Raw genomic sequence first — 17,411 nt, 5'->3', positions numbered from 1 at the left:
CGAGAATGGCTCCTCGAATGGGGCTGATGCGGAAATGCGGCCGGGAGGAAGTGGCGTGGAGAATCGGTTCGCGGGCGGCTGCGCGTCGTGCTCGGTGTGGGTGGCGGCGAGCGGCGGGTTTCTCGGCAAGGGTCTCGACGGAGGCTGGGAAGTGCGGTGTGCGACCTGCCAGTACGTGGATGACCGTGCTGCGGTCGACGACTTCGACCCGGAGACCATCGAGTTGCCGACGGTGCCGCCGCCCGGCAGCGCAACCACCGTGGCTCTGCGCGTCCTCACGCCGAGCCGGGCGTGCTGGGCCTGCGGAAAGGACACGGTGTGCCTGATCGGCCTGTACCCGCAGCGGCCCGGCCGCGGCCATGTCGGGCTATTCACCACGGACAACGCCAAGACGATGGCGCTGGTGCGGCGGCTGCTCCAGCAGCACGGCCACGCTCCTTTGGCCGCGACCGTCAAGAGCCACTACAGCAGGACCATGCGCGAGCGGCAGTTGTCCAACGGCTGCTGCCACTGCGACGCGCTACAGGGCAACTTCCCCGTCCACGACGAGGCGTTGAGCCGCTTCGCCGCAGACGGCGCGGACGGGCTGGACACGTTGTTGGTCGCGGCGTGCCCTGTGCTGGAGTGGCAGGCCATTGTCCACGACAACAGAGGCGGCGTGAACCTCCCCGTCACGCCAGACTCTCCCGCCAAGCCCGGTGGAGCCCGGCGAAGCGGCCCGTGCCGCCGATGAGTTCGGACGGGGCACCGTCCTCCACGATGCGCCCGTGCTCCATCACCAGGACCCGGTCCGCGATCTCCACGGTCGACAGGCGGTGCGCGATCACGACCGCGGTGCGGCCGTGCAGCACCGTGTCCATGGCCCGCTGCACCGCCCGTTCGCCGGGGATGTCCAGGGAGCTCGTCGCCTCGTCGAGGATCAGCACCGCCGGGTTTGCCAGCAGGGCCCGTGCGAACGCGACCAACTGGCGCTGACCGGCCGAGATCCGGCCGCCCCGCTTGCGTACGTCGGTGTCGTATCCCTCGGGCAGTCCGGCGATGAAATCGTGTGCGCCGATCGCCTTGGCGGCCTGCTCGATCTCCTCACGGGTCGCGTCCGGGCTGCCGATCGCGATGTTCTCGGCAACCGTCCCGGAGAACAGGAACGCCTCCTGGGTCACCATCACCACACCCCGCCGCAGCTCCGGCACCGCCAGATCCCGCAGATCTGTCCCGTCCAGCAGCACCCGGCCGTCGGTCGGGTCGTAGAAGCGGGCCAGCAGCTTGGCGAGCGTCGACTTGCCCGCGCCCGTCGAACCGACCACGGCCACGGTCTGGCCGGCCGGGACCGTCAGATCGAAGCGGGGCAGCACCTCGCCGCCCGTCCGGTAGGCGAAGCGCACCGAGTCGAAGACGACCTCGCGGCCCGGGTGCTCACCTGTGAGGGCGGGCAGCTCCCGCGGATCCGATGTCTCGGGGACGGAAGGGGTCTGGGCCAGCAGACCCGCGATCTTCTCCAGCGAAGCCGCGGCCGACTGGTAGGAGTTGAGGAACATGCCGAGCCGGTCGATCGGGTCGTACAGCCGGCGCAGATACAGCACGGCCGCGGCCAGCACACCGAGCGCCAGGGTGCCCGACGCCACGCGGTACGCACCCCACAGCACGATCCCGGCGACCGCCGTGTTGGCGACCAGCCGGGAGCCGACGACATAGCGCGCCATCTCCAGCATCGCGCCGCCGTTCGACCGCCGGTGTGCGTGGTTGAGGTCCTCGAAGTGCCTGTCGTTGATGCGCTCGCGGCGGAAGGCCTGGACGGGACGGATGCCGTTCATCGACTCGGCGAACTTCACGATGACCGCGGCGATCGCCGTCGACCGCGCGGCGTAGAGCGCTCCGGCCCGCCGCTGGTAGAGCCGTACCAGCACATACAGGGGCGCGAAAGAGAGCACCGCGACCGCGCCGAGACCGAAGTCCAGCCAGAGGAGCACCAGCGAGATGGAGACGAAGGACAGGACGATGCCGATCAGTTCCTGCAGTCCCTCGCTGAGCAGTTCCCGCAGCGACTCCACATCTGTGGTGGAACGGGAGATCAGCCGGCCCGAGGTGTAGCGCTCATGGAAGTCCACGCTCAGCGCCTGTGCATGGCGGAAGATCCGCCCGCGCAGATCGAGCAGCACGTCCTGGTTGATCCGGGCGGAGGCCCGGATGAACGCATACTGCATGGCCCCCGCGGCCGCCGAGCACAGCGCGTACCCCACGGCCACCGCGATCAGCGGCCCGTAGTCCTTGTCCCGGAACGCGGGAACACCGCTGTCGATGGCGTACGCGACGAGCAGCGGGCCCGCCTGCACCGCCGCCTGCTGGATCAGCAGCAACAGCGCGGACACCATCACCCGGCCCCGGTGCGGCCGGAGCAGCGACATCAGCAGTGCGCGGGTCGCACCACGGGGCGTGGGCAGATCGTCCCGGTCGAACTGATCCCCGGCACCGCCGGAGGGGGACGGGCTCTCGGCCTTCTTCCGGGCATCGCGCCGGTCGGCGGGCCCGGTCGTCGTACTGGTCATCGGGTGCGGCCCTTCTCGGCAGGGACGTCCGGCACAAGGCGGTCCTCGTCGGACGGGTCGGGGAAGGTGTCCTCGGCCGGGGCACCCTCCTGTGCGCTTGTGGCGCCCGACATCAGCCAGGCGTACTCCGCGCTGCTGCGCAGCAGTTCCTGATGGGTGCCGACAGCCGTGATCCGGCCCTCCGACAGCAGCGCCACCCGGTCCGCGAGCATCACGGTGGACGGACGGTGCGCGACGACGATCGCCGTCGTCTCCTCAAGCACCTGCCGCAGGGCGGCCTCCACCAGCGCCTCCGTGTGCACATCCAGGGCGGAGAGCGGATCGTCGAGCACCAGGAAGCGTGGCCGGCCGACCACGGCGCGGGCCAGCGCGAGCCGCTGCCGCTGTCCGCCGGAGAGGCTGAGCCCCTGTTCGCCGACCTGGGTGCCGATGCCTTGGGGCAGGTCGTCCACGAAGTCGGCCTGCGCGACCGCGAGCGCTCGCCGCAGCTCTTCCTCCCCGGCACCCTCGGCGCCCATCAGCACGTTCTCCCCGACGCTCGCCGAGAAGAGCGTCGGCTCCTCGAACGCCACGGACACCAGCTCGCGCAGCTCCTGACGGGGCATGGCGGTGATGTCCCTGCCGTCCAGCGTGATCCGCCCCGCGGTCGCCTCGTGCAGCCGCGGCACGAGAGCGGTGAGCGTCGTCTTACCGGAGCCCGTGGCCCCGACCAGGGCCATCGTCTCGCCGGGGCGGATAGCCAGATCGATCCGGGACAGTACGGGTACGGAACCGGCCTCCGCGTCGGGGTAGCGGAACTCCACACCCTCGAAGACCATTTCGCCGTGACCGGACGTGTCCTTCGGCGGGCGGCCGTCGGCGGCGGCCGTGTCGTCCTCCTCGGCCACATCCATCACTTCGAAGAACCGCTCGGTCGCCGTCGCCGACTCCTGGCTCATCGCCAGCAGGAAGCCGATCGACTCGATCGGCCACCGCAGCGCGAGCGCCGTGGAGAGGAAGGCGACCAGCGTGCCCGCCGAGAGCCCGCCGTCCGCGACCTGGATGGTGCCGAGGACCAGCGCCGCCCCGATGGCCAGCTCGGGGATCGTGGTGATGGCGGCCCAGATGCCGGCGAGCAGGCGGGCCTTGCCCAGCTCCGTGGTGCGCAGCCGCTGCGAGAGGGCACGGAACGCGAGGGCCTGGCTGCGGTGCCGGCCGAAGCCCTTGATGATGCGGATGCCGAGCACGCTCTCCTCGACGACCGTCGTCAGATCGCCGACCTGGTCCTGGGCCGTGCGCGCCACGATCGTGTACTTCGTCTCGAAGACCGAGCAGAGAATCACCAGCGGCACGACCGGGGCGAGCAGCACCAGCCCCAGCGTCCACTGCTGCATCAGCAGAATGATGAAACCGATCAGGATCGTCGTGCCGTTGACCAGCAGGAAGGTCAGCGGAAAGGCCAGGAACATGCGCACCAGCATCAGGTCCGTGGTCCCGCGCGAGAGCAACTGCCCCGACGGCCAGCGGTCGTGGAACGCCACCGGAAGCCGCTGCAGATGCCGGTACAGGTCGGCCCGCATCGCCGCCTCGACCCCCGCCAGCGGCCGGGCCACCATCCACCGTCGTACCCCGAAGAGCGCGGCCTCGGCGATGCCCAGCAACAGCAGATACAGCCCGCCGAGCCAGACACCTCCCGGATCGCCGTCCGCCACCGGGCCGTCGACGATCCACTTCAGTACGAGAGGGATCACCAGGCCGGTGCAGGAAGCGAATATCGCGACCAGAGCGGCGCCGAACAGGCGCTTGCGTACCGGTTTCACATAGGGCCACAACCGCAGCAGGGAGCGCGCGGTGGACCGGTCCTTGGGCTCTACATGTTCTTCGGGCATCACAGGCGAGCCTACGGTTCACCACTGACATCGCTCATGTGGTTTTTCGGCCGTCCGGCGGTGACGGGCCCCGTACCCGGCCCTGCGGACCCGTTGGTCGTACCCCGTATCAACCGATCGGCCGATGCCGCTTCGAGCGCGATGGACGATGGTGCGCGGGTCCCTCCGACACGATTCTCGTAGGCATGGCAATCATCGAAGTGAACGGGGTGCACAAGGCCTACGCCGGGCGCCCCGCCGTGGACGGAGTGAGCTTCGCCGTCGACGAGGGGGAGATCTTCGGGATCCTCGGACCCAACGGTGCGGGCAAGACCACCACCGTCGAGTGCGTCGAGGGGCTGCGGGTTCCCGACGCCGGTACGGTCCGCGTGGCCGGTCTCGACCCCGTCGCCGACCACGACCGGGTGACCCGGCTGCTCGGCGCCCAGCTCCAGGAGAGCGAGCTGCAGCCCAAGCTCACCGTGGCCGAGGCGCTGGAGTTGTACAGCTCCTTCTATCCGGACCCCGCCGACTGGCGCGCGCTGGCCGAACGGCTCGGTCTGCACACCAAGTACGGCACCCGGTTCGCCAAACTGTCCGGCGGTCAGAAGCAGCGGCTGTCCATCGCGCTCGCCCTGGTCGGCAATCCGCGGGTCGTGGTCCTCGACGAGCTGACCACAGGTCTGGACCCGCGGGCCCGCCGGGACACCTGGAAGCTGATCGAGGACGTACGCGACAGCGGCGTGACGGTCCTTCTGGTCACCCACTTCATGGAGGAGGCCGGACGGCTCTGCGACCGTGTCGCCGTGATCGACAAGGGAAAGGTTGTCGCCCTCGACACCCCGTCCGGCCTGATCAGCAGGGCCGGCAGTTCCACGGTCATCTCCTTCACGCCTTCCCAGCCGCTCGACGACACCGAGCTCGGCCTGCTGCCCGGGGCGGTCTCCGTCGAGCGGAAGGACGGCCGGATCGTCATCAACGGCACCGACGAGACCGTCAACGCGGTGATCTCGCTGCTGGCCCGCCACAGCATCACCGCACACCAACTCCGCGTCTTCGAGGCAACGCTGGACGACGCCTTCCTCGACCTCACAGAACAGGCGGCCTGAGATGACCACGGCAAACCCGGCCAAGGCACGGGCCGTACCCACCCCATGGGCAGCGGTACTCAGGACCGAGACACGGCTCTTCCTCCGCGAGCCCGGCAGCCTGTTCTGGATCCTCGTCTTCCCGACCGCGCTGCTGACGATCCTCGGCCTGATCCCGTCCTTCCGGCACCCCGACGACGCGCTCGGCGGCCGCCGCGTCATCGATCTGTACGTACCGGTGTCGGTGCTGCTCGCCATGATCATGGCCGGACTGCAGGCCATGCCGCCCGTCCTCACCGGCTACCGCGAGCGCGGGATCCTGCGCCGCATGTCGACCACTCCGGTACGGCCGTCCGCTCTGCTCACCTCGCAGTTCGCCCTGCACGGCGCCGCGGCTCTCGGCTCCGCCGTGCTGGTGACGGCCGTCGGCCGGACCGCCTTCGACGTCACGTTGCCCGGGCAGCCCTTCGGCTATGTCCTGGCGCTGCTTCTGGCGACGGCGAGTGTGCTCGCCCTCGGCGCACTGCTCTGCGCGCTCTCCCGCACCACCAAGGCCTCCGCCGCCATCGGTTCGGTCGTCTATCTCGTGATGATGTTCACCGCCGGGGTCTGGATCCCGGTGCAGACCATGCCCGACACCCTCCGGCGCATCGTTCAGGTCACCCCGTTCGGTGCGGCCTCCCAGGCGCTGGACCGGGCGGCGTCGGGGGGCTGGCCCGGCTGGGCCCAGCTGGGTGTGATGGCGCTGTGGGCGGCCCTGTCGACCCTGCTCGCGACCCGGCTGTTCCGGTGGGAGTGACCGGATCCGGGGGAGACTTCACCCATGAACACGGGGGAGACAGCAGTGGCATCCACCACCGGACCGACGACGGCCGCGCAGTGGTGGGAACGGTTCTTCCGGTACGGGCCGTACGGCCTGCTCGGCCTGGCCACCGCGGTCTCGGCCGTGACCGCCGACCTCATCATGTCCCGCTCGGACGTGTACGCCACCGCGGTGCTGGTCCCGGTGGTACTCGTCCTCCAGTTCTGGTGGGGGTGGGCCGGGGCGACGGTGGCCCCGCAGTCGCGGGCGGCGCAGTTCTACTTCGTCGCCCGCACGTCGCTCGCCTTCGGACTGACCTGGTGCAACCCGTTCTTCTCCATCTTCGCGGTCCTCAGCTACTTCGATGCCGGCAGGCTGCTGCCGCAACGGGCCATGCGCGTCGGGCTGCTGGCCGTCGCCGTCATCATGGCGGGCTCGCAGTCCGGCAGCGGCCTCCCGCCGGTCACCCTCATGAACTGGATCGCCTTCGGCATCCTCCTCGTCGTGCACGGGACTCTCACCATGGTCTTCGCCCAGATCGGCAACCGGGAGGCCGAGCAGACCCGCACCCAGGTCGACACCATTGCCGAACTGGAGTCCGCCAACGCCCGCCTCGAACAGGCCCTGACGGAGAACGCCGGGCTGCACGCCCAACTCCTGCTTCAGGCCCGCGAAGCGGGCGTCGCCGACGAGCGTCGCCGACTCGCCGCCGAGATCCACGACACTCTCGCGCAGGGCCTGACGGGCATCATCGCCCAGCTCCAGGTGGTGACCTCGATCGCCGGCACCGACCCGGCACTGGCCCGGCAGCACCTCGACCGCGCCGCCGCGCTGGCCCGGCACAGCCTGGGCGAGGCACGCCGCTCGGTGCACGACCTGGTCCCCGCCGCCCTGGAGCACGACGACCTGCCGGGCGCGCTGAAGAAGACGGTCACCGGCTGGGGGGAACGCCACGCGGTCCGGGCCGAGTTCACCGTCACCGGTACCGCCGAGCCGGTGCACGACGAGATAGCCGCCACCCTGCTCCGTATCGCCGAGGAGGCCCTCGCCAACGCCGGCCGCCATGCCGGGGCCTCACGGGTCGGCATCACTCTGTCCTTCATGGGCGACGAACTCACCCTGGACGTACGGGACGACGGCTGCGGCTTCGACCCGGTCGCCCTGCCGCCGTACAGCGGGGCGGGCGGTTTCGGGCTGGGCGGCATGCGGGCCCGCGCCGAACGCATCGCGGGCACCGTAGAGGTGGAGACGGAGCCGGGCCGCGGCACGGCGGTCTGCGCCCGGGTGCCACTGGTTCAGCACAGCCGATGACCAGTACGGTTGGCCTGCCATGGCTGAGGATTCCGCACGCGTCATCACGCTCGTCGTCGTCGACGACCACCCCGTCGTACGGGACGGTCTGCGTGGCATGTTCGATTCGGCACCCGGCTTCCGGGTCCTCGGGGAGGCGTCGAACGGGGTGGAGGGCGTCGGCCTCGTCGCCCGGCTGGACCCCGATGTCGTCCTGATGGATCTGCGGATGCCGGGCGGCGGCGGAGTCGCCGCCATCGCCGAACTGACCGGGCGCGGCGCCCGGTCCAAGGTGCTCGTCCTCACCACGTACGACACCGACTCCGACACCCTCCCCGCGATCGAGGCCGGCGCGACCGGCTATCTGCTCAAGGACGCGCCCCGCGACGAGCTGTTCACCGCCGTCCGGGCCGCCGCCGACGGCCGCACCGTGCTCTCGCCCGCCGTCGCCTCCCGTCTCATCTCACGGGTGCGCACCCCGGCGGCCCCGGGCAACGAGTCGCTGTCGGCCCGTGAGCGCGAGGTGCTCGAACTCGTCGCGAAGGGCACCTCGAACCGTGAGATAGCCGCGGAGCTGTTCATCAGCGAGGCCACCGTGAAGACCCATCTCACCCATATCTTCGCCAAGCTGGGCGCCAAGGACCGTGCCGCCGCCGTCGCGGTCGGCTACGACCGGGGCATCCTCGGCTGAACCCCGGAAGGGCTGCGCACCGCCTCACTCCCTGACCCGCAGCAGCAGCACCGACCTGGCCGGCACGGTCAGCATCCCGCCGCCGCGGTGGACGGTGCCGGGTGCCACGGCCTGGTCCTCCCGCGAGGTGTCCAGGACCAGTTCGTAACTCTGCGCCCACGGCGGCCCGGGGAGCCGGAAGCCGCTCGGCCGGTGGTCCGCGTGCAGGATCGCCAGAAAGCTGTCGTCCGTGACGGGTTCGCCGCGCGCATCCCGGCCGGGGATGTCGCGTCCGGAGAGATAGAGCCCGACCGTCGCCGCCGGTGCGTACCAGTCCTCCTCCGTCATCTCCGCACCCTGCTGGGTGAACCACGCCAGGTCCCGCAGCCCGTCCGCCGCCTGTGCCCGCCCGGAGAAGAAGGCGCGGCGGCGCAGCACCGGGTGGGTGTGGCGCAGGGCGAGGACCCGGGAGGTCAGCTCGGTCAGCGCCCGCCACTCGGGCCGGTCGAGCAGTGACCAGTCCAGCCAGCTGACCTCGTTGTCCTGGCAGTACGCGTTGTTGTTGCCGCCCTGCGTACGGCCCATCTCGTCGCCCGCGACCAGCATCGGCACACCCGTCGACAGCAGCAGTGTGGTGAGCAGATTGCGCAGCTGGCGGCGGCGCAGCGCGTTGACCCCGGCGTCGTCGCTCTCGCCCTCGGCGCCGCAGTTCCAGGCCCGGTTGTCCGAGGTGCCGTCCCGGTTGCCCTCGCCGTTGGCCTCGTTGTGCTTCTGCTCGTAGCTGACCAGATCGCGCAGGGTGAAGCCGTCGTGCGCGGTGACGAAGTTGACCGAGGCGTACGGGCGCCGGCCGCCCCACGCGTACAGATCGCTGGATCCGGTCAGCCGGTAGCCGAGATCCCGTACGTCGGGCAGGGCGCCGCGCCAGAAGTCCCGTACGGCGTCCCGGTAGCGGTCGTTCCACTCGGTCCACAGCGGAGGGAAGGCGCCCACCTGGTAGCCGCCGTTGCCGACGTCCCACGGCTCGGCGATCAGCTTCACCCGGCGCAGCACCGGGTCCTGGGCGATCACCGCGAGGAACGGGGAGAGCATGTCGACGTCGTGCATCGAGCGGGCCAGTGCGGCCGCCAGATCGAAGCGGAAGCCGTCGACGCCCATCTCCGTGACCCAGTAGCGCAGCGAGTCCGTGATCAGCCGCAGGACGTGCGGCTGGACGACATGCAGGGTGTTGCCGCAGCCGGTGTAGTCGGCGTATCTGCGGGCGTCGGACTGGAGGCGGTAGTAGCCGCGGTTGTCGATGCCGCGCAGCGACAGCATCGGACCCAGTTCGCTCGCCTCCGCCGTGTGGTTGTAGACCACATCGAGGATCACCTCGATCCCGGCGTCGTGCAGGGCCCGCACCATCCGCTTGAACTCGCCGACCTGCTGGCCCGTGGTCCCGCTCGCCGAGTAGCCGGCGTGCGGGGCGAAGTAGCCGATGGAGTTGTAGCCCCAGTAGTTGTGCAGTCCGCGCCGGAGCAGATGGTCCTCGTGGGCGAACTGATGCACCGGCAGCAGCTCCACCGCTGTCACCCCGAGCCGCTGCAGATGGCCGATGGCCGCCGGGTGGGCGAGACCGGCGTACGTGCCGCGCAGCTCCTCAGGGATCCCCGGATGCAGCTTGGTGAAGCCGCGCACATGCAGCTCGTAGATGACGGAGTCCGCCCACGGGGTCTTGGGCCGGCGGTCCTGCGCCCAGTCGTCGTCATCGTGGACCACGACACCCTTCGGCACGTACGGAGCGGAGTCCCGCTCGTCGCGCACGGTGTCGGCGACCTGTTGGTGCGGCCAGTCCCTCACATGGCCGTACACCTCGGCCGGGAGGGTGAACGATCCGTCCACGGCCCGTGCGTACGGATCGAGGAGCAGCTTGGCCGCGTTCCAGCGGGCACCGGTCCAGGGATCCCAGCGGCCGTGCACCCGGTAGCCGTACCGCTGACCCGGCCGCACGCCCGGCACGAAGCCGTGCCAGATCTCATGGGTCAGCTCGGTCAGCACAAGGCGCGTCTCGCTCCCGTCCTCGTCGAAGAGGCAGAGTTCGACGGCCTCCGCGCCACCCGCCCAGAGCGCGAAATTGGTGCCCGCGACCCCGTCGGGGCCCACCCGGAAGCGGGCCCCGAGCGGCATCGGGGCGCCGGGCCACACGGCGGGCGGCCGCGTCGGCGCGGCCTCCCGCCGTCGCGTGCGCCCGGCCGCCGTTTCCGTTTCCTGCACTGCCTTCTGCTCGGCTGCGCTCGACACCTGCTCGCCTCCCGCGGCTCGTGGGGACCGGCACCGAAAGGGAGCGCGCGGCGTCCCGGCCGCGGCTCCCCGAGTGTGGTCCTCCCCTCTGTTCTGCCCACGCGGGGGCCCGCCCTCACGTTTCCCCCGACCGGCCCCCGTCGTTGGGGGGACGTGAACCACGTAGCGAAGAGGGCGGTGGCGAGCTCGGCCACCGTGCTGACATGGGCAGGACTGCTCGCCGTGCTCGCCGTACTGGCCGGCTGCACAGGCGCCGGATCGATCTTCAGCGGGAAGGCGCGCCCCCCGCAGGAGGCGATCGTGATCACCCCGAAGGACGGGGCGAAGAACATCGGTCCGGACGACCGGATGGAGGTGAAGGTCCCCGACGGGCGGCTGGAGAGCGTCAAGGTGATGCGGATCGAGGACGCGCAGCGCCAGGCGGTGCCGGGCCGGATCGCGTACGACGGTCTGTCCTGGACGCCCCGGGGGGAGGCGGGCAGGCTCAGGCTCGCCGCCAAGTACAGCGTCGACGCGGTCGCCCTGGACGGGGCCGGGCACCGTTCGGCCCGCCACACCACGTTCACCACGACGGTCCCCGAGCACCGCTTCATCGGCTACTTCAAACCGGAGAACCGGTCCACGGTCGGCACCGGAATGATCGTTTCCTTCGACTTCAACCGCCCGGTCACGAACCGTGCGGCCGTGCAGCGGGCCATCCGGGTGACCTCCGTACCGGCGGTCGGGGTGGTGGGTCACTGGTTCGGCAACGCCCGCCTCGACTTCCGCCCCGCCGCCTACTGGAAGCCGGACACCGAGGTCACCGTCAAGGTGGGGCTGCGCGATGTGGAGGGTGCGCCGCATGTGTACGGCACCCAGGACAAGACGGTCACGTTCAAGGTGGGCCGTTCCCAGACGTCCCTGGTCGACGCGGCCGCACACACGATGGAGGTACACCGCGACGGCGAACTCGTCTCCACGGTCCCGATCACGGCGGGCTACCCGGGGATGGACACGTACAACGGGAAGATGGTCGTCAGCGAGATGTACGACGTGACCCGGATGGACGGCCGGACGGTCGGCTTCGGCGGCGAGTACGACATCGACGACGTCCCGCACGCCCTGCGGCTCACCAGGTCCGGCACCTTCGTGCACGGCAACTACTGGTCGGACGACGACGTCTTCGGCTCGACCAATGTCAGCCACGGCTGTATCGGGCTGCGCGATGTGCAGGGCGGCAGCAGCGACACCCCGGCCGGCTGGTTCTTCGACCGGACACTCGTCGGCGATGTGATCGAGGTCGTCAACTCCAAGGACAAGCAGGTCGCACCGGACAACGGGCTCGGAGGCTGGAATCTGGACTGGACCCGGTGGAAGGCCGGCTCCGCCCTCCGCTGAGGCCCCGTCGGATTCCCCCCGGGCCTGTCCGGCGGATCAGCACGCGGACAGGCCCTCGACGGCCCCGCCGCACCGGTACCCCGCGCCACCTGGCGAAGTCCCGGGACAAGTTGGGACTGAACGGTGACATCCGAGGGGTCATCTCCTCATGGGCGGTGTGATTATCTTTTGCTGAGCGCGCATGTGCAGCGCGCGGGGGCGGGGGCCTGCGGGTTCCCAGGGCCTTGGCGGGGCCAGGCCGTGTGAGGGGAGACGAGCACATTGAACGGGCAGCCGATATCGGGGACATCGGCCGGGGCGAACAGCGGGCGGCGTGGGCGAGGGGCCACCGGACTGCTGGCTCTGGTACTGGGTGCGCTGCTGTTGCTGGTGACGGCGTGCGGCGGGGGAGACGACGCCGGCAGTGCGGGCAAGGACGGCAAGGGCGGGGCGAAGGTCGATGACACCACCGCCTCGCAGGCCGTGGTGACCATCGCACCGAAGGACGGGGCGGACTCCGTCGCCACCAGCGGGGCACTGAAGATCTCCGCCGAGCAGGGGAAGCTGACCACGGTCAGGGTCGCCGGTCCCAAGGGCGCCGAGATCGAGGGGAAGATCGCGGCGGACGGCACGAGCTGGACGCCGGACCAGCATCTGGCCGCGGCGACCAAGTACACGGTCCACGCGGTCGCCAAGGACGCGAAGGGCCGTGAGTCGGCGAAGGACACCACCTTCACGACACTGGTCCCGCAGAACACCTTCATCGGGCAGTACACCCCGGAGGACGGCTCCACGGTCGGCGTCGGCATGCCCGTCTCGATCCACTTCACCCGTGGCATCACCGACCCGGCCGCGGTCGAGAACGCCATCAAGGTGACGGCCGAGCCGTCCGTACCGGTCGAGGGCCACTGGTTCGGCAACGACCGCCTCGACTTCCGCCCCGAGGAGTACTGGGCCGCGGGCACCAAGGTGACCGTGAAGCTCAACCTCGACGGCGTCGAGGGACGCCCGGGCGTCTACGGCAAGCAGGCCAAGACGATCTCCTTCACCATCGGCCGCAGGCAGGTCAGCAACGTCGACGCGAGCACGCACCGGATGAAGGTCGTCCGCGACGGCAAGCAGATCAGGGACATCCCGATCTCGGCGGGCGCCCCGGCGACCACCACGTACAACGGCCAGATGGTCATCAGTGAGAAGCTCAAGGTGACCCGGATGAACGGTGACACCGTCGGCTTCGGCGGCGAGTACGACATCAAGGACGTGCCGCACGCGATGCGCCTGTCCGCCTCGGGCACCTTCATCCACGGCAATTACTGGGGCAGCCCCGGCGTCTTCGGTTCGACCAACACCAGCCACGGCTGCGTCGGTCTGCAGGACGTGCGCGGCGCCTGGAGCAAGAAGACCTCGGCGGCCTGGTTCTTCGACAACTCGCTCATCGGTGACGTCGTGGTCGTGAAGAACTCGCAGGACAGGACGATCGCGCCGGACAACGGCCTCAACGGCTGGAACATGTCCTGGTCGGAGTGGACCAAGTAGCTCCCGTCGTACGGAGTACGAGCGGGCCCGGTGCTGTGACCAACAGCACCGGGCCCGCCGTCGTTAGCGCCGGTTAACCTGCCTCTCATGACCGTAACCCTCGAAGTACGCGACGGCGTCGGCACGATCCTGCTGGACCGGCCGCCCATGAACGCCCTGGATGTCGCCACCCAGGACCGGCTGCGTGAACTCGCCGAGGAGGCGACCCGGCGCGACGATGTGCGCGCCGTGGTGCTCTACGGCGGCGAGAAGGTGTTCGCGGCGGGCGCGGACATCAAGGAGATGCAGGCGATGGACCACACGGCGATGGTCGTACGGTCCAAGGCACTGCAGGACTCCTTCACCGCGGTGGCCCGGATCCCCAAGCCCGTCGTCGCCGCAGTCACCGGCTACGCACTGGGCGGCGGCTGCGAGCTGGCGCTCTGTGCCGACTTCCGGATCGCCGCCGACAACGCCAGGCTGGGCCAGCCCGAGATCCTGCTCGGACTGATTCCCGGCGCGGGCGGCACCCAGCGCCTCGCCCGGCTGATCGGCCCCTCCCGGGCCAAGGACCTGATCTTCACCGGCCGCCATGTGAAGGCCGAGGAGGCCCTGACGATCGGTCTGGTGGACCGCGTGGTGCCCGCCGCCGAGGTGTACGAGCAGGCACACGCCTGGGCCGCCAAGCTGGCGAAGGGGCCCGCCCTCGCGCTGCGCGCCGCCAAGGAATCCGTCGACGCCGGTCTGGAGACGGACATCGACACCGGGCTCACGATCGAGCGGAACTGGTTCGCCGGTCTGTTCGCCACCGAGGACCGGGAGCGCGGAATGCGCAGCTTTGTGGAAGAGGGTCCGGGCAAGGCCAAGTTCCTCTGACCGAACGCCAGTTGGGCACAGACTGACGTGGATTCATCCGTGCGGGCGGATTAGCTGAGCCTTAAGAGAACCTTAAGGCTCAGCTGTCCGGGTGCGGTGGCAATCCCGCTCGGGTGTGGTATCTGCGCAGGTCGGATGGGGTGTGATGGGTTGCGTTCTGTCACTGGCATATGCCTACAGCCCTCTTCGGAATGAGCCATTCCGGTGTGTGGATTCCGTCGGAACGGCCCCGGAGTGCCTGCCTTGCGGCCATGATGGTGTGCATGGCGGGCCTGGAGGGTGTGGATCAGCCGCGACCGCGCAGCGGCGCGACAGCGGCGCGCTGGATGCCGGCCGTCGATGACGAACAGGCGTTCAAAGCGCTGGAGTTGTTCGGAAATCCGGCGGAGGGTGAAGTCCGGCTGCCGTCCCGCCCGGAGTCCGCGGCCACCGCCCGGAGGCTCACCTCGTGCGTGGTGCTGCGTCAGTGGGCGCTCTCCCCGCAGACCGCCGAATACGCCGTGCTGCTCGTCTCGGAGCTCGTCGGCAATGCGGTACGGCACACCGGCGCCCGGGTCTTCGGGTTACGGATGCTGCGCCGTCGCGGCTGGATCAGGATCGAGGTGCGCGACCCCTCGCGCGGACTGCCGTGTCTGATGCCCGTCCAGGAGATGGACATCAGTGGGCGGGGGCTCTTCCTCGTCGACAAGCTCTCCGACCGGTGGGGTGTGGATCTGCTGCCGCGCGGCAAGACCACCTGGTTCGAGATGCGGATCTCCGACCGCTGACCCCCGGCGGTCCCGTGCCGGATGCACAGAAGCCCCCGGTCTGCCGTGGTGCGGCGCTTCGGGGGCTGCTGTGTGGGGGCCGTGAAATGGGGGGTGTGTTCACGGCCGCTTGTGACGACCGAGCTCGGGTCAATGCGGTCGTGTCACCGACTATGGCAGACAGGCGACCTCACAGCCAAAGGCGTAAACGGGGCATTTGCGGCCATGGCATGACATTCTTCAGGTGAATCGCAGGTGTGATGGGTCACTTACCTGGAAAACCATGAATATTTATGGGATCGACGAGTGATTCATTCGCGTCACCCATATGCTCATATATTGTCATTCTTTGTGAATTTTGCCCCTACTGTGTCTGTACATGAACGCCTCCGACACACCGGTGCACCGCCGCAGCGCCCTGCGCGCGGGAGCAGGGGCTGCCCTCACCGGCGCCCTCGCCGCCGGATGCGCGGACCGCGGCGACACCGCCGGTACGTCGGCCAGGACCGTCCCGGCAGCGGTGAGCCCGAAGAACCCCGTCACCGCGACCACCCGGCCGGCGGCCCCGCATCCCGCGCCCGCCCCGCACCGCTTCCCCGGGCAGCCGGTCCAGATCGACCACGGCCCCCGTAACCGCGCCCGCGTCGCCCTCACCTTCCACGGCCAGGGCGACCCCGCCATCGCCCGGACCGTACTCGCCGAGGCCGAACGGGCCCACGCCCGGATCACCGTCCTCGCCGTCGGCAGCTGGCTCGACGAACACCCCGAGATGGCCCGCCGCATCCTCGACGGCGGCCACGACCTCGGCAACCACACCCAGCGCCACATCGACATCTCCTCGATGGGCGAGGCCGAGGCGTACGCGGAGATCACCGGCTGCGCCCAGCGGCTGCGCCGGCTCACCGGCTCCATCGGCACATGGTTCAGGCCCTCACGCACCCGGTACGCCACCCCGCTCGTCCAGCGGCTCGCCGCCAGGGCGGGCTACCCGCACGTCCTCTCGTACGACGTGGACTCCCTCGACTTCACCTCTCCCGGCGCCGCGGCCGTCACCCGCAAGGTGGCCGGGGAGATCCGCAACGGATCGGTGGTGAGCCTGCATTTCGGCTACCCGGACACGGTCGCCGCCCTGCCCCTCCTCCTCACCGAAATCGACCGCCGCCAACTGCGCGCGGTGACGACCACGGAGCTGCTGACGTGATGCCTCCCTCCACCAAGCACACCGCGGCCCTGCTCGGGGGCGTACTTCTGGCCGTACTCACCGGCTGCGCCACCCCCGCCGGGAAGGGGAACGTCGAGGCCGCGGCACCGTCCGGCAAGGCGAAGCCCGCACCGCCGCCGGGACTGCCCGGCATGCCGCCGGTGCTCGACGCCGAGGATGTCTACGCGGCCGACCGGCCGGGGATGTTCTCCCCGGCCGTCAAGGACTTCCCGTCCCGGGTGTACGTGCCCAACACCAACTCCGACACGGTGTCGGTGATCGACCCCGCGACGTACAAGGTCATCAAGACCATCAAGGTCGGCCGCCAGCCGCAGCACGTCGTCCCGTCCTGGGACCTGAAGACCCTCTGGGTCAACAACGACATCGGCGACAGCCTCACGGCCATCGATCCGGCCACCGGGAAGGCGGGCCGCACGGTGCCCGTCTCCGACCCGTACAACCTCTACTTCACACCGGACGGCAAGTACGCCGTGGTGATGGCCTCGAACGACCGCGAACTGGTCTTCCGCGACGCCCACACCATGAAGACGGCCAAGACCGTCCCGGTCGGCTGCGCGGGCGTCAACCACGCCGACTTCTCCACGGACGGCCGGTACTTCATCGTCTCCTGCGAGTTCTCCGGCGAACTCCTCAAGGTCGACACGGCGAGGATGAAGGTCGTCGGCCGGCAGAAGCTGCCTTTCAAGGGCGCGATGCCGCAGGACGTGAAGCTGTCGCCCGACGGCGGCACGTTCTACATCGCGGATATGATCGCGAACGGGGTGTGGGTGCTGGACGGGAAGAAGTTCACCACCCCGAAGCTGCTGCCCACCGGCAAGGGCGCCCACGGCCTCTACGTCAGCCGCGACTCCAAGGAGATGTACGTCTCCAACCGGGGCGAGGGCTCCATCTCCGTCTTCGGCTTCGCACAGCGCAAACTGGTGAAGAAATGGCACCTGCCGAACGGCGGCAGCCCCGACATGGGCGGCGTCTCGGCGGACGGCAAGGTCCTCTGGCTGAGCGGGCGTTACAACTCCGAGGTGTACGCGATCGACACCGCCAGCGGCAAGCAGCTTGCCCGGATCCCGGTGGGCAGCGGCCCGCACGGACTCGCCGTCTACCCGCAGCCGGGCCGCTACTCGCTCGGCCACACCGGCGTCTTCCGCTGACGGCCCGGCGTCGACCGCGAACCGCGCG

General features: G+C 69.9%; 14 protein-coding genes. 11 read left to right on the top strand and 3 right to left on the bottom strand.

The window, feature by feature from the left end; translation table 11 throughout:
- Positions 1 to 55 precede the first annotated feature (55 nt).
- Positions 56 to 733 (top strand): hypothetical protein, encoded by a 678-nt coding sequence (locus ACGFU7_RS10965; RefSeq protein ID WP_393694416.1) that lies wholly within the window; start codon positions 56 to 58, stop codon positions 731 to 733.
- Here ACGFU7_RS10965 and ACGFU7_RS10960 read toward each other — a convergent pair.
- Positions 672 to 2,543 carry an ABC transporter ATP-binding protein gene (locus tag ACGFU7_RS10960; protein ID WP_393694414.1) on the bottom strand — a complete coding sequence of 624 codons (1,872 nt, stop codon included), beginning with the start codon at positions 2,541 to 2,543 and terminating at the stop codon, positions 672 to 674. The genes ACGFU7_RS10965 and ACGFU7_RS10960 overlap by 62 nt on opposite strands.
- Positions 2,540 to 4,411: an ABC transporter ATP-binding protein gene (locus ACGFU7_RS10955; RefSeq protein WP_393694412.1), complete on the bottom strand. Its 1,872-nt coding sequence runs from the start codon at positions 4,409 to 4,411 to the stop codon at positions 2,540 to 2,542. Before ACGFU7_RS10955 ends, ACGFU7_RS10960 begins: the two co-directional genes overlap by 4 nt.
- A gap of 185 nt (positions 4,412 to 4,596) precedes the next feature.
- Here ACGFU7_RS10955 and ACGFU7_RS10950 point away from each other — a divergent pair, with 185 nt between their 5' ends.
- From ACGFU7_RS10950 to ACGFU7_RS10935, 4 genes are read left to right on the top strand one after another with little or no spacing between them, the layout of a single operon-like run.
- A complete protein-coding gene (locus ACGFU7_RS10950) occupies positions 4,597 to 5,499 on the top strand; it encodes an ABC transporter ATP-binding protein (protein WP_393694410.1) in 903 nt (300 codons plus the stop codon).
- Position 5,500: 1 nt separating this feature from the next.
- Positions 5,501 to 6,277: an ABC transporter permease gene (locus tag ACGFU7_RS10945; RefSeq protein ID WP_393694408.1), complete on the top strand. Its 777-nt coding sequence runs from the start codon at positions 5,501 to 5,503 to the stop codon at positions 6,275 to 6,277.
- Between the two features lie 24 nt (positions 6,278 to 6,301).
- Positions 6,302 to 7,591: a sensor histidine kinase gene (locus ACGFU7_RS10940; RefSeq protein WP_393694406.1), complete on the top strand. Its 1,290-nt coding sequence runs from the start codon at positions 6,302 to 6,304 to the stop codon at positions 7,589 to 7,591.
- Between the two features lie 19 nt (positions 7,592 to 7,610).
- Positions 7,611 to 8,261, top strand: coding sequence for a response regulator (locus tag ACGFU7_RS10935; protein WP_393694404.1), 651 nt, complete (start codon positions 7,611 to 7,613; stop codon positions 8,259 to 8,261).
- Positions 8,262 to 8,285: 24 nt separating this feature from the next.
- Here ACGFU7_RS10935 and glgX read toward each other — a convergent pair whose 3' ends face one another.
- Entirely contained in the window at positions 8,286 to 10,520 is a 2,235-nt protein-coding gene (gene glgX / locus ACGFU7_RS10930; RefSeq protein WP_393694402.1) for a glycogen debranching protein GlgX, read from the bottom strand.
- 153 nt (positions 10,521 to 10,673) lie between these two features.
- Here glgX and ACGFU7_RS10925 point away from each other — a divergent pair, with 153 nt between their 5' ends.
- The 6 genes from ACGFU7_RS10925 to ACGFU7_RS10900 all read left to right on the top strand — a co-directional run bounded on the left by ACGFU7_RS10925 (position 10,674) and on the right by ACGFU7_RS10900 (position 17,383).
- Positions 10,674 to 11,897 (top strand): Ig-like domain-containing protein, encoded by a 1,224-nt coding sequence (locus tag ACGFU7_RS10925; RefSeq protein ID WP_393694400.1) that lies wholly within the window; start codon positions 10,674 to 10,676, stop codon positions 11,895 to 11,897.
- A gap of 261 nt (positions 11,898 to 12,158) precedes the next feature.
- Positions 12,159 to 13,412 (top strand): Ig-like domain-containing protein, encoded by a 1,254-nt coding sequence (locus ACGFU7_RS10920; RefSeq protein ID WP_393694398.1) that lies wholly within the window; start codon positions 12,159 to 12,161, stop codon positions 13,410 to 13,412.
- Positions 13,413 to 13,499: 87 nt separating this feature from the next.
- Positions 13,500 to 14,267, top strand: a complete 768-nt coding sequence (locus ACGFU7_RS10915) for an enoyl-CoA hydratase-related protein (protein ID WP_351791277.1) — start codon at positions 13,500 to 13,502, stop codon at positions 14,265 to 14,267.
- Between the two features lie 251 nt (positions 14,268 to 14,518).
- Entirely contained in the window at positions 14,519 to 15,034 is a 516-nt protein-coding gene (locus ACGFU7_RS10910; protein ID WP_393694396.1) for an ATP-binding protein, read from the top strand.
- A gap of 358 nt (positions 15,035 to 15,392) precedes the next feature.
- On the top strand, positions 15,393 to 16,214 hold the full coding sequence (locus ACGFU7_RS10905) for a polysaccharide deacetylase family protein (RefSeq protein ID WP_393694394.1): 822 nt from the start codon (positions 15,393 to 15,395) through the stop codon (positions 16,212 to 16,214).
- Positions 16,214 to 17,383, top strand: a complete 1,170-nt coding sequence (locus ACGFU7_RS10900) for a beta-propeller fold lactonase family protein (protein WP_393694392.1) — start codon at positions 16,214 to 16,216, stop codon at positions 17,381 to 17,383. The genes ACGFU7_RS10905 and ACGFU7_RS10900 overlap by 1 nt, the downstream gene beginning before the upstream one ends.
- Positions 17,384 to 17,411: the final 28 nt, after the last annotated feature.

Origin of the sequence: Streptomyces sp. NPDC048473, assembly GCF_043200155.1 — a bacterium.
In the GTDB taxonomy this organism is placed as follows: Bacteria; Actinomycetota; Actinomycetes; order Streptomycetales; family Streptomycetaceae; genus Streptomyces.
The sequence above is the reverse complement of the archived record's forward strand: the minus strand, read 5'-3'. Positions and strand labels throughout refer to the sequence as shown.